The organism is Geitlerinema sp. CS-897, from assembly GCF_028368005.1.
In the GTDB taxonomy this organism is placed as follows: Bacteria; Cyanobacteriota; Cyanobacteriia; order Cyanobacteriales; family Geitlerinemataceae; genus Baaleninema; species Baaleninema simplex.
The window spans coordinates 1-13167 of the sequence record NZ_JAQNCQ010000108.1; the positions used below are offsets into that span (position 1 = coordinate 1).

The window sequence follows — 13167 nt, forward strand, 5'->3', positions numbered from 1 at the left end:
ATATTTACAAGCATTTGTTTCTGAAAAAATTAGTTATGTACACTGGCTAAGAGAACTGGTTGTTTGTTGCTAAATTTGGCGTTTTATAGGATTCGTGTATCTATTTTTAGAAGATTGAAACGATCCATTCAACACTTCTGAATTCGGGTGTATCTCAAAAATGTCTATTAAGATCGAATTTCAATACTTTAGAAAATCATGAAGTTTCGATCGCGCAACAGAAGCACAGAAGTCATGAGAATAGTTAAGTCGAGTGTTAAATCTCTCTCTCAATATTTAGAGAGTGAGTCGATCCCGTCAGGCTGTTCTGGCGAATGGTTTAGCATTCCTTTCGGAATCACAAATCGGGGGAAACGACAAAAACCCCGAACCTCATTACTCGACTCAACTATTTTAAAAACCGTCCCGATCTTCGAGTGCGATTGCGTTTAAAATCGTTCGGACTCTAATTTTTCACTTTCTTCCTGACGTCGTTCTCCTTCGGAAGAAATATTTCTAAAGAAATACTTTGGGCTAAACAGCAAAACTCCCCAAGGTGTTTTGTTAGATCCAAACAAAACTCTATCTCTTTAGCTTTTAGTATAACGAGAATTTCTAAAAACTCCAAATCAAGACATAGACTCGAGATGCGATCGCCCTCTAGAAAATCCGATCTTGCGACGAATATAACGAGATAAACGCGACACAAATCGCTCAAACACTCAATTTGTCCGTAAAATCGAAGTGAGATCGACAGTTAGACGATAAACGTGACATCATAACAAAATCCCTGCGATTTACTATCTCCGAGCAATCGCAAATGTCCGATCGGAAATCCCCAACCCGATTTCGATTTCTAGAAAAAAGAGTCAAAAAGACTCTAAGTTTAACTCATCTGAGCGATTAGAATTCCGATAACTCAAACGTCCCTCAGCACGATAAAATAGAAGACTACGCTAAACCAAGTCTGTGCGCGATGAGTAAGGGAACATTATTCGATAAAGTCTGGGAAGCCCATAGCGTGGGAACGCTGCCTTCGGGTCAAACGCAACTGTTTATCGGGTTGCATCTCATCCACGAAGTCACCAGCCCCCAAGCCTTCGCCATGCTGCGAGAACGGGGTCTGAACGTCCCCTATCCCCAGCGAACCGTGGCCACCGTCGATCACATCGTCCCCACGGAAAACCAAGCGCGTCCCTTCGCCGATACCCTCGCCGAAGAGATGATTCGAGCCTTAGAAAACAACTGCAAAGAACACGGCATTCGCTTCTATAACGTCGGTTCCGGCCGTCAGGGAATCGTCCACGTCATCGCGCCGGAACAAGGACTGACCCTGCCGGGAACGACCATCGCCTGCGGTGACAGCCACACCTCTACCCACGGCGCCTTCGGAGCGATCGCCTTCGGTATCGGCACCAGCCAAGTCCGCGACGTTCTGGCCTCCCAAACCCTGGCCATGAACAAACTCAAAGTTCGTCGAGTCGAAGTTAACGGCGATTTGCGCCCCGGTGTCTACGCCAAAGATGTCGTCCTCCATATCATCCGCAAACTGGGCGTTAAAGGCGGCGTGGGCTATGCCTACGAGTACGCTGGCACCACCTTCGAGAAGATGTCGATGGAAGAACGGATGACCGTTTGCAATATGTCCATCGAAGGGGGCGCCCGTTGCGGTTATATCAACCCCGACGCTACCACTTACGACTACATCCAAGGCCGCGAATTCGCCCCGAAAGGCGAGGATTGGAAGAAAGCCGTCGCCTGGTGGAACAGCATTCACAGTGACGCCGATGCCGAATACGACGACGTGGTAGTCTTCGACGCCGCAGAGATCTCCCCGACGGTGACGTGGGGAATTACGCCGGGACAAGGTATCGGGATTGACGAATCGGTGCCGACGCCAGACAGTTTACCGGAGGGCGATCGCTCGATCGCCGAGGAAGCCTACAAATATATGCAGCTATCCCCCGGAACCCCCATCAAAGGCACGAAAGTCGATGTTTGTTTTATCGGAAGCTGCACCAACGGACGCATTAGCGACTTGCGAGAAGCGGCGAAATTCGCCCAAGGCCATAAAGTCGCCAACGGCGTGAAAGCCTTCGTCGTCCCCGGTTCCGAAGAAGTCAAGCAACAAGCCGAAGCTGAAGGCTTAGATAAAGTCTTCCTCGAAGCGGGGTTTGAATGGCGCAACGCCGGATGTTCCATGTGCTTGGCCATGAACCCGGATAAGTTGCAAGGCGACCAAATTAGCGCCTCGTCCTCCAACCGTAACTTTAAAGGCCGTCAAGGATCGTCTTCGGGACGCACGCTGTTGATGAGTCCTGCGATGGTGGTTGCGGCTGCGGTCAACGGTTCCGTCGCCGACGTGCGCGAGTTGATGTAATCGCGTTCAAAATCTCCGTAATACGGGCATCTTGCCTGTCTTTGAACCTGTTTCGAGAGGGTTCGTAAGCTAACGGTGGGCATTGCCCACCCGACAACTCCAGTTTTAGTCACTCTGCGCCGAAGAAAGATGAGTCAAATCAAAAACATTTCTGGACGAGGTATTCCCCTGGCTGGCGACGATATCGATACCGATCGCATCATTCCAGCCCGTTATCTGCGTTGTGTTACCTTCGACGGCCTCGGCGAACACGCCTTTAAAGACGATCGCGTGCAAACCAACGGCGAACATCCGTTCGATCGCCCCGAATACCAAGGCACCAACGTCCTCGTCGTCAACGCCAACTTCGGCTGCGGTTCGAGTCGCGAACACGCGCCCCAAGCCATTCGTCGTTGGGGAATCGAAGCTCTCGTCGGCGAAAGCTTTGCCGAAATTTTCTTCGGAAACTGTGTCGCGATGGGCGTTCCCTGCGTCACCGCCGACGCCGAATCTGTCGAAACCCTGCAAGGGGCGATCGCCAAAGATCCCCAAACGCCGATCGCGGTGGATTTAGAAAACATGGAAGTGCGCTGCGGCGATCTGACGGTATCGGTGTCGATGCCAGAAGGGGCGCGTCAGAGCTTCCTAAACGGCGTTTGGGACAGCTGCGGACAGCTCGTCAACCAACGCGACGCCGTGCGCGAGACCGCCGCGAAACTTCCCTATTTGGCTTGGCGTTAAACGCAACCCGAGGCAGCCTCGGTTCAGAAAAACCGTTCGTGAGAAAAAGACGCGGGTTGGAGCGATCCGCGCCTTTGTTTCGATCGTACCTGCTATTGAACCCGTCTTTACTGCGACTTCGTGCGACGAACGCGAGTTTTACCCTTCGCGCTTCGAGAAGTAGAGGATTTCGTACTCGAGGTGCGCGTTCTGGATTTCGTAGTCGGCGTTTGGGTTCTCGGCGTTTGGGTTCTCGGCGTCGAACTCATCGGCATTCCCCCTGTGGTATTGCTGCGGGTCGTGCGGAACGTGACGTTAACCCCTTCGTTGCTTTGTTCGAGAACCAGCAGTGGCGTCGGTTTGGCGTTTTGATCCCAGTGGATGTACGCCACGCGCCCTTGTAAAGCGGGTTGCCAAGTGTCGTTGTCTCCCGCCGGACTGAGATAGGTTTCAATACAGTCGATAATTTGACTGATGGTCGCACTCGTCGGTTGAGTGGGAAGTTTGGTGAGCTTGATTTGGATGCGGAACAACACCCGTTTTTTGATGTTGGCGCCCGATCCGGTTTCGTACTCCACATCGAAGATTTCGTTGACTTGACGTCCGGTCCCTCGGTTTTCGGCGGTCGGACGCAACGCCACAGAAATTTTGCTTTTGACCTTGACTTTGATTTGGTTGACGATGCCGAAGTGGAAGGTTTCTTCTTCCATCCGCATTCGCAGGTAGTCGAGGTTGAATTCCCGCGAGTGGATTAAGTCCGGGTTGCGCTCCATCTTGGAAATCGTATCGATGGCGCGTTTGTATTTTTTCTGAAGTTCGCGGTTTTTAAACTCTTCGGTGCGAAGTTTCTTTTGTAGGCGATCGCTCGTCACTTTATAGGTGACACCGAGGGCGATCGCGGCCACGAGGAGCAATCCCGAAGCTCCCATCCAAATGACAGGGGGAGCCGCCGATCCTTCTGTAGAGGTCGGGGGGGCAGGGGCTTGTGCCAACGTCGTTTCGACGGGGATGGCGGGAGTTGACATGGTCGATAACTCCATGGGTTCTTGACGGGTTCAGCAGGTAGCGCGACGGGCTTCGCCTCATTGTTAAGATGCCCGTTCGCCTGAATCTCGATATCAGTTGCGATGGAAAACGATCGCTTCGACACGCCAATGCCACCCCGAGTTTGCCCGGAAGCTGGGACAATAGACTTCGTAAAGCCGACTGCACTTCACTGGGTCTAGTATAGTGGCTGGCTTGCAAGCGCCGTTTTCTGGCCAGAGCGAAATGAGAACGCGATCGAAGGTTCTGGGTTAACCTTCAGTCTGCCTGTCCAACGAGCGTTGTTGCGCTCGATCGCCCTTTACTGGATCGATCTATATTCAATTGTATTCTCTATGCCGTTTCTTGCACTATCTGAGTCGGTCGCCGCGCGATTTTCCTCCACGATTCGCCTCGTTGCCACAGACATGGACGGGACGATGACGTGTCGGGGAAGGTTCGCGTCGTCTTTGTTTCGAGCGTTGGAAGATTTAGCCGAGCGGGATATTTCCGTTCTCGTGGTCACGGGGCGTTCGGCCGGTTGGGTCGGCGGTTTGGTGACGTATCTTCCCGTATCTGGGGCGATCGCAGAAAACGGCGGGTTATTTTACGCTGACGGCGACAAGCCACCCGTTCCCCTGGTTCCCATCACCAACTTTGCAGAACACCGCCGAGAACTGGCGCAGGTGTTTCGTGCGCTACAGACTGATTTTCCACGCGTGCGCGAGTCTGAGGACAACCGCTTTCGCCTGACGGATTGGGCGTTCGATTTGTCGCAACTCTCGCCGCAAGCGTTAGAGGGTATCGCCGCCTGGTGCGACGATCGCGGGTGGGGATTTACCTACAGTTCCATTCAGGGGCATTTGAAACTCCCCCTACAGGATAAAGCCAAAGGGGTGTTGCAGGTGTTGGGCGATCGCTTTCCCCAACTCTCCCCCAACGAAGTCGTCACCGTCGGCGACAGTCCCAACGATGCCAGTTTGTTCGATGCTGCCGTGTTTCCCCATTCCGTCGGCGTAGCCAACATCGCCAAATACCGCGATCGCCTGCCTTATCTGCCCCAGTACGTCACGCAAGCAGAAGAAGGAGACGGATTTTGCGAACTGGCGAGTTACTTGCGATCGCCGATCCGAGAAACTTCATAGAAACAGCACCGTACAAACGTCCCAACAACGGGAGTTTAGCGACAATTTTTTCGACTCCATGTCGCGATCGCCCGGAAACTGTCCGTTAAATTGTAAAATTATGTAAAGAGACCGTCTCTCAGACACTCTTGGAAACCCGGACGTTTCGCTCAAATACGGCACTCATGGCCAATTCGATGACCACTTCGATCGCGATTCCCACCTTGTTACTCGCCGTGGGATTAGTCTTTTTCATCCGTGCCGCGTCCAAAGACCGCACTCAGGAAGTCTGTTTGGCTAGCGATCGCGCCCCTGAAGACCTCTCGTCGTCTCTCAAACAATACTTCACCCAACGGGCTTATCGCGCCGCCGCCTTCCATCCTGACGACAATCGAGTCATATTTGAAGGACGAGTTCGAGCGAGTTGGTTTCTCGCCATCTTTCTCAGCCTTCTCGCCGCTGTCGGACTGCTCTGTGTGGCCTTGGTCTTCTCGAGTTTGGTTCCCAAACTTTCAAACTTTGCGCCCCTACTCGTGATAGGATCTCCCCTTGCTGGGGTCTTGTACTGGAAAAGTGCCAACCGCAGCGAACGGGTGACGGTAAAAGTCGAGGCCGCCCGCGACTGCAATGCAGCCGAAGGCAGCCGTGCGACTGTAATCGCTCATCGCGACGAATTGATAGCATTACAGCAGGCGTTGCCTGACTTACGCAGTGCCGAAGCGACGACAAACTCGAAGACCTCGAAGATCTGAGTCGCTAGGTTCGTGCGACGGATCGAAGCGGTTACTTACCGCTGGCCGTCTGCGTCCGCTCTTGCTGCTCGATGACCAATCGCAAACTGGGAAATAGGAAATGGTTTTCCTCGACGTACTGGGCGCCAAAGAGACCTTTTTCAGCCCAAAAGTAGCGATCGGTCGTATGTTCGTTTCGCTTGACGAGGAGCAGAGCAGGCGGCGCAATTTGCGCGGATTTGATATACTTACGTGCAGCAGTGACCGGTTTGTCTTCCCCGCTTTCAATACTGTACTGAGGCACGTGTTCTAAGATTCTTCGTCCTTCTTGACGGCGACGGCTCTTTCTTTTGCGTCTTCTTGCCAAGGTTGTCTACCTCCTCTTGTTGCCGACGGGTTGTAGTGATAGCTACCAAAACCGAGCAAAATATATCAGATCTTGACAATAATTTCAACTGTTTTTTAGGAATTCGATAAGTTATTTAAAATAGTCAAGAGACGATCGCCCTCACCGCCGCAAAAAAAATTCCAATCCTCACGACTCTCGAGCGCAACGAAGTCATCGGCGGTTTGGTTGAGTTCGGTCGATCGTCAATCCCATCCTGTTGCTGAGGTCGGTGTTGTCCTGCCACTTCGACTTCAACATCGACCGAAACGACCTGGCTCGAGCGAAATGTCTTATGACGATTTCTGTCAGCAACGAACTCCGAACTCTTTGTCGGGAGCAAGTCACGCTCCTCGAACGCAACTTAGGGGCTTCGCCGATCGTCGTCTACCTGGCCGATCGTGCGATGGGAGGTTCGCAAGGTAAGTTAATCCCCGTCGTGGCCGAACCCGAAAGCCAGCGCGATTGGGAAAGCATTGAAATTCCGATGACGTTCGACGAACCGTATTCAGATGTGGAACGGAGTTCTTACCGTCCGTACCGACAATTGCGATCGGCTCTTCCAGTATCGACAGACCCTTTAGTCTTCGCGCCCAGTGACGACGAGTCCCCCAAAGGAGATGCAAGCGCCAGCGAGGACGCCGTCCCCCCCGAATCCGATCGACTCGTCCTTCCGCTCGTTCACGATAACGTCGTCGTGGGGCTGCTGGTGATAGCGCGTCCGGGGCGACCCTGGAGCGAGGGCGATCGCGAAACGGTCGAACGCACCGCCCACACCATCGCCATCGCCTGTCTGCTCGAACAACGAGGTCAGTGGGCCGAACGCAACTATCGCCAACAGCAGCAGCTTCAAACCCAGCGACACGACCTCCTGCACGACTGGCTGCACCAGTTCCGAAATCCCCTCAGCGCCCTCCGCATTTTCGGAAAACTCCTCACCAAACGCCTCAATCCCGATGACGAACGGCGACAGTACGCCGATAACATCGTGCGAGAGAGCGATCGCCTACAAGATTTATTGCAAGATTTCCACGAGGCGATCGATACCGAACCCTTCGTCTTACCCAAGAGTGTCGATTTCGAGGCTGACGCCGACGAAGTCCCCGCGCCTCTTCCCCTACTACCCTACAGCGACGATCGCCCCGACCCCGTCGATTTACACGAGGTTATTGCCCCGCTGGGCGTGTCCGCTCGTGCCATCGCCAGCGATCGCCACATCGACTTTCACGCCAGCCTTCCCGACGACCTTCCTACAGTGCGAGGCGATCGCAAAGCCTTAATCGAAGTGGTCAACAACCTCATCGACAACGCCATCAAATACACCCCAGAAGGCGGACGAATCCGCCTCGACGCGGGAACCTTCCACCACGATCGCCTCGGAGAAGGCGTTGCCATCGCCATCAGCGACACCGGCCTCGGCATTCCACCCCAAGACCTAGAACATCTCTTCGAGCGGCGATTTCGGGGCGTACGAGCCGACAGCAACATCCCAGGCACCGGACTCGGACTCGCGATCGCCCGCGACCTCGTGCGTCAAATGCACGGCGAAATCGAAGTGTTCAGCCCGCCCCAACATCCCTGGAACACCTTCGAGCCGTCAGATACCGGAACGACCTTCCGAGTATGGCTCCCGTTTTACCACCCGTAGGGTGCCGTGACGCGGGCGCCCAAATACCGCCGAAGTCCGGTCAATGTGGTTTTACCGCGTCACGCACCGCCCCCACCAGGAGATGGGGAGAGGGGGAGAGGGGGAGATGGGGAGATGGGGAGAAACTATCGAACACTGGATATTACTGGTTCACGACTTCCACGCGGGAGGTGACAAACCGATTCATCCACTGTTCCAAAAAGGCGCGGTTGGCTTTGCGCTGTTCCATATCCGTCGTATCGAGAGGATGGGGCGCCAATCCCTGAAGCGCAGCCGTGGTTACGCAAAACATCGACTTTTGGAAACTTTGGCAAATTTGCACCCGCAAATCGTCTTCCTGTCGCTTCCCTTTTCGATAAATCTCGTGCAGGTAATCCGGTAGAAAGTGACGCATATCTTGCATCAGTTGCGTCGGTGGAATTCCCGCACCTCCAATCGGTAACGGATCGGCGTAAAGCGCCCCGTAAGTAAAATCGCCCTGTTCGGCCGGAATTTGGAACGCTTGGGCGTTATAAGACACCGTACCGGGGAAAGGAGCGCCTCGGAAAAAAATCGATTCCACGTAGGGAACCGCCGTGTCTACGAGAAAGGTTAATCCGACAGATTTGGGGATGATATCGTAGGTTTCGCCGTCGATTTCTACGCTGAAGGTAATGGGGCGGTTGGCGTCGGCCACCAAGCCATTGAGGATATGTTGGACGACTTGCGGAATCGATTGAATTTCGCCGCGATCGTAGCGATCGGACAGCGAGAGAAACATATCGCTCATGACCCGCCAAAATTGCCCCAAGCCGCTGTAATAGCAGGACTGACGAACTTGTTCGGGGAGGAAATCGGGAAACAGCCCGTTTAACCCTTGCATAAAGGGATTTCCACGAAGTTTGGCGCGAATGGCACGAACGGCAAGGTTTTTAAATTCATCGGTGTCGAGATATTCGTCTAAACCATTTCCTCCGTGCCAGAGCATCGATCGCATACAGTATTCGGCATATTCGTAATTGATGCGATCGTGCCACCAAAATTTCAACAATTTCGAGAGCGTGACCTCGCCGTTGAAATATTTAAAAAAGGGAAACAATCTTAAAAATTGATGTTCGGCGATGTAAATCAGATTGCGAGAATAAGCATCGAGAACGACACCGTAACTTTTTAAAATTCCGACGACTTCAACCACGTTCTCGGGCGTATCTTTCAATAACGCCTGACCGCTTTCAAGGCGGTGAACGTATTCAGCCAGGGGATGGCTCGACGGAGCCAGAGGTGTACTAACCATAACGAGCGATTACATTAAAGTAGGCGATCGGGGAATCAAAAATCTTGCAAAAAATCCGAAACTCGAGAGTTTAGAAGACTTCCTTTGAGGGGGGAATTTCAATCGCCGAAGTTTGTATCGTTTGGACGATCGAATAACCCGGCACTAAGGTCGCGGCTTCGGCATCGCTCCAACGGACGAGCCAGTTCGGTTGTATGCCAAAGATAACGAGTAACAGTGCCAACACGATCGCCGGAACGCGATCGCCCCACTGCACGGGGGGTAAATCGGTCACGATGTCAGACAAACGACCGAAAAATACTCGGTTGACCATCAACAGGAAATACACCGCCGTCAACCCGGTTCCGACTAAACAGAGTAACGTGGCGATGGGGAAGACGGGGAAACTACCGCGAAACACCATAAATTCGGCAATGAAGCCCACCATACCGGGAATTCCAGCACTGGCCATCACGCCGACGATCGTCAAACTTCCCACGAGGGGCAATCCTCGCTCGGGGTTGAGCAACCCCCGCAGTTTGTCGATATCGCGAGTTCCCGTCTTTTTACCCACCACGCCCACGAGTAAGAACAGCATCGCAGAAATCAGACCGTGACTGACCGATTGGGCGATCGCCGCCAACAAACTCAGATGGGTTGCAGCAGCGGCGGCCAGGAGGATATATCCCATGTGGGCGATCGACGAATACGCCACCATTTTCTTCATATCCTGTTGGGAAATCGCCGTCAGCGCCCCGTACAACACGCTAACAGACGCCCAAATCGCCAGTGTCGGCGCGGCGACCGACCACCCTTCGGGAAACAAGCCGACGCAGAACCGCAACAAACCGTAAGTACCCAGTTTCAGCAACACCCCCGCCAACAAGACCGATACGGGGGTCGAAGCTTCTACGTGAGCGTCGGGAAGCCAAGTGTGAAACGGGAAAATGGGGATTTTGATACCGAAGCCGACAAGCAATCCGGCTAACAGAATCAGTTGCGTCGTTACCGGAAGACTCGCGGTCAAATTCGGGTTGTAATCGAAGTTTTGCGCTCCCGTCAGCCACACCCATCCCAGGAACGACGCCAGGATGAAAATGCCCGATACCGCTGTATACAGCAGGAATTTCGTCGCTGCGTAGCCTCTACGTTTTCCGCCCCAGATCGCAATCAAGAAATACAGGGGAATCAGTTCGATTTCGTAGAACAGGAAAAACAGCAGTAAGTCTTGGGCGAGAAACGCTCCTGAAACCCCGGCGTTGAGGAGTAACAGCAGAGAATAGTAAAAGCGAGGACGCTCGATATTCGACGCACTGGCGAATACGGCGATGAGGGTCAACCCTGCGTTGAGAACGAGTAACGGTAACGAGATTCCGTCAACGCCTAGGTGGTAGTTCAATCCCAACCACTCGACCCAGGGGAGGCGTTCGGTGAATTGCATTCCCGTTTGGGTCAGGTCGAACTGTGCGGCGATCGCGATCGTCCACAGAAGCAATCCAGCCAGCGGAACGAGGGTAATGCTACGAAATCGCGACGAGGGAAGCGTCGTGGGTAACAGAAAAATGAGACCAGCCCCGAGAACGGGAACGAAAATTAACGCGCTGAGCATTCGTCTTTTTAAAAATTGAGCATTGACAATCGATAATCGATAACGGAGCCGTAGCGGCCGTAGGGTGCGTGACTTGAAAAATCGGGTATAAATCCTGAGACCGAGAAATCGTCACGCACCGACAATGTACACCGCCAACATACAAGGCTGCGTGACTTGAAAAATCGGGTATAAATCCTGAGACCGAGAAATCGTCACGCACCGTCCTCAACCGGGAGATGAGGAGATGGTGTGAAATCTCCTCATCTCCCTATCTCAAAACGGCCAGGTCAAGGCCAGAAAGACGAGAACGCCGGTTCCGACGAGAATCGTCAGGACGTAAAACTGAGACTGACCGGAAACGCTGTATTTGAGGGCTTGACCGCTGAAAATGGCGACCCATCCGACGAGGTTCACGGCGCCATCGACAATGTATCGATCGAAGGTGGAGGCGAGGCGAGAGAACAGTGCGACTAAGGCAACGACGGTCACGCGATAGATGCGATCGATATAGAAGTCGTAAGCGAGCAAGTCTTGCCAAAACCGCACGAGAATGCGACGCGATCGCGCCCCAGTCCGCTCGAGGGGGATGATACTTCCCGTCATGACACCGAGGAAGCCGCTTAACACCAGCAAGGGAACGCCGAACTGAACCAGGGGATTGTGGGAATATTCCCAAGGGCCAGTCCAAGTTAAGAGCAGTTGCCAACGTTGCAAAATTAGCGGAACCAACAGCGTCACGACGATGAGAGACACCATCGGAACGGCCATCGGCCAGGGGGCTTCGGGAGCGCGACGGGTTTTCGGTTGGGCAGACCCTAAGAAGATCGATCGAAACACCCGCGTCAAACTCAAGGCGCTCAGTCCGTTGACCACCAGTAAAATCGATACCGCCCACCAGGGGATATCTTGAAAGCCGTTGACCCAACGGCGCAGCGTCCAGAACCCACCCAAAGGAAGCAAGGCGACGAGTCCGGCGGAACCGACGACAAAAGAAGTCGTCGTGGCGGGCATTCGCGACCACAGACCGCCCATTTCGGTGATGTTTTGGCTGTTCGTAGCCAGAATCAAAGAGCCGACGCTCGTAAATAGCAGCGCTTTGGCAATGGAGTGGGTAAATAGCAGCAACAGGGCGATATCGACTTGTCCGAGACCGACTGCGATAAACACCAGACCCATGTAGGCGCTGGTGGAGTGGGATAGGGTCCGTTTAATATCGATTTGAGCGATCGACATTAGGGACGCGCCGATGGCGGTAATCGCACCGATGACGATGAGGCTGTCAGCTACGACGGGAGACAGGGTAAAGACGGGTTGTAGGCGAATGAGAACGTAGGCACCGGCCGAGACGACGACCGAGTTTCGCAAAATCGAGGCGGGACTCGGGCCTTCCATGGCTTCGTCGAGCCAGAGGTTGAGGGGGAATTGGGCGCATTTTCCAAGCGGCCCGGCAATCAGTCCCAAGCCCAGCCAGGTGGCCGTCCAGAAGGGCAGGGGGTTGGATTCAGCCCAGGCTTCGAGTTCGCTGAAGGTCAAGCCGGTTCCGTAGCTCGACAGGGCGACTAAGCCCATTAACAGCAAGATATCGCCGACGCGCTTGGTGAGGAAAGCATCTCGCGCGGCCGTGACCACCAGGGGTTGAGCGTACCAGAAGCCTACCAGGAGGTACGTCGACAGGGTGAGCATTTCGAGTAAGCCGTAACTGAGGAAGAGAGAATCGCTCAGGGCAATTCCGCTCAAGGCGGCTTCAAAGAAGCCCATCATGCCGAAAAACCGCGCCAGAGACCAGTCTTTTTCCATGTAGCCCAGGGCGTAGAGTTGGGCGACGAGGCTGATTCCCGTCACCAGTTCCATCGCCCCGAGACTCACTTGGGAGATTTCGATCGCTAGGGACAAGTCTAAGTCTGCCGCTTGCAGCCACGGAAATATAAGTTGTTGGGGTTCGCGATTCCAAGTTTGGAAATAGGCGATCGATCCGTGGACGAACGCGGCCAGCGTCATCAGTAAGTTGATGTAGGCCGCCGGACGCTGTCCGGTGCGCTGCACGATACCGAGAGACCACGGTAGCGTTAAAATTGCACCGAGCAGCCCGTAAATGGGGACGAACCAACAGGTCTCCAAAAGCAAACGAGTCATTATAAAAAAATCTGTAAAACGGACAACCATTACCAACGCACGCCGCGATCGAGGCCAACTGTACCGATCGCCCGCTTCGGGAATCTCCCGCGCGGAAGAACGATTGTTGTCGGTTTCGCAAACGATCGGTTCGGGTGTCGGTTCGATCGATCGAACACAGCAACTTTATCGCCTCTGCAATAGCTGGCAGGGGCGAAAGTCAATCGATCGATGAAAGGATAA

Annotated in this window: 10 protein-coding genes; 5 read left to right on the forward strand and 5 right to left on the reverse strand. The window is 53.8% G+C overall.

All coding sequences use genetic code 11. The features are described 5' to 3' along the window. Positions 1–955: 955 nt before the first annotated feature. Positions 956–2359 carry a 3-isopropylmalate dehydratase large subunit gene (leuC, locus tag POG22_RS06400; protein ID WP_063716671.1) on the forward strand — a complete coding sequence of 468 codons (1404 nt, stop codon included), beginning with the start codon at positions 956–958 and terminating at the stop codon, positions 2357–2359. 129 nt (positions 2360–2488) lie between these two features. Continuing rightward, positions 2489–3079 carry a 3-isopropylmalate dehydratase small subunit gene (gene leuD / locus POG22_RS06405; RefSeq protein ID WP_498904267.1) on the forward strand — a complete coding sequence of 197 codons (591 nt, stop codon included), beginning with the start codon at positions 2489–2491 and terminating at the stop codon, positions 3077–3079. Positions 3080–3186: 107 nt separating this feature from the next. Here the strand turns inward: leuD and POG22_RS06410 are convergent, their stop codons facing one another. After that, entirely contained in the window at positions 3187–4083 is an 897-nt protein-coding gene (locus POG22_RS06410) for a hypothetical protein (RefSeq protein ID WP_498904268.1), read from the reverse strand. A gap of 354 nt (positions 4084–4437) precedes the next feature. On the opposite strand from POG22_RS06410, the gene POG22_RS06415 reads away from it, so the two are divergent. Both POG22_RS06415 and POG22_RS06420 read left to right on the forward strand, forming a co-directional pair. Next, complete coding sequence (locus POG22_RS06415; protein WP_498904269.1) at positions 4438–5226, forward strand: HAD-IIB family hydrolase; 789 nt, start codon at positions 4438–4440, stop codon at positions 5224–5226. 176 nt (positions 5227–5402) lie between these two features. Next, positions 5403–5957: a cofactor assembly of complex C subunit B gene (locus POG22_RS06420; protein ID WP_498904272.1), complete on the forward strand. Its 555-nt coding sequence runs from the start codon at positions 5403–5405 to the stop codon at positions 5955–5957. A 31-nt stretch (positions 5958–5988) separates the two neighbouring features. On the opposite strand, the gene POG22_RS06425 is transcribed toward POG22_RS06420, so the two are convergent. After that, positions 5989–6303, reverse strand: a complete 315-nt coding sequence (locus tag POG22_RS06425) for a DUF3155 domain-containing protein (RefSeq protein ID WP_026097869.1) — start codon at positions 6301–6303, stop codon at positions 5989–5991. A gap of 313 nt (positions 6304–6616) precedes the next feature. On the opposite strand from POG22_RS06425, the gene POG22_RS06430 reads away from it, so the two are divergent. Then, on the forward strand, positions 6617–7969 hold the full coding sequence (locus POG22_RS06430; RefSeq protein WP_498904274.1) for a sensor histidine kinase: 1353 nt from the start codon (positions 6617–6619) through the stop codon (positions 7967–7969). A 142-nt stretch (positions 7970–8111) separates the two neighbouring features. On the opposite strand, the gene POG22_RS06435 is transcribed toward POG22_RS06430, so the two are convergent. The 3 genes from POG22_RS06435 to POG22_RS06445 all read right to left on the reverse strand — a co-directional run bounded on the left by POG22_RS06435 (position 8112) and on the right by POG22_RS06445 (position 12945). Further along, a complete protein-coding gene (locus tag POG22_RS06435; RefSeq protein ID WP_498904275.1) occupies positions 8112–9242 on the reverse strand; it encodes a CO2 hydration protein in 1131 nt (376 codons plus the stop codon). A 70-nt stretch (positions 9243–9312) separates the two neighbouring features. Then, positions 9313–10830, reverse strand: a complete 1518-nt coding sequence (locus POG22_RS06440; protein WP_498904276.1) for an NAD(P)H-quinone oxidoreductase subunit D4 — start codon at positions 10828–10830, stop codon at positions 9313–9315. A gap of 255 nt (positions 10831–11085) precedes the next feature. Further along, positions 11086–12945 carry an NAD(P)H-quinone oxidoreductase subunit F gene (locus POG22_RS06445; RefSeq protein ID WP_498904278.1) on the reverse strand — a complete coding sequence of 620 codons (1860 nt, stop codon included), beginning with the start codon at positions 12943–12945 and terminating at the stop codon, positions 11086–11088. Positions 12946–13167 lie beyond the last annotated feature (222 nt).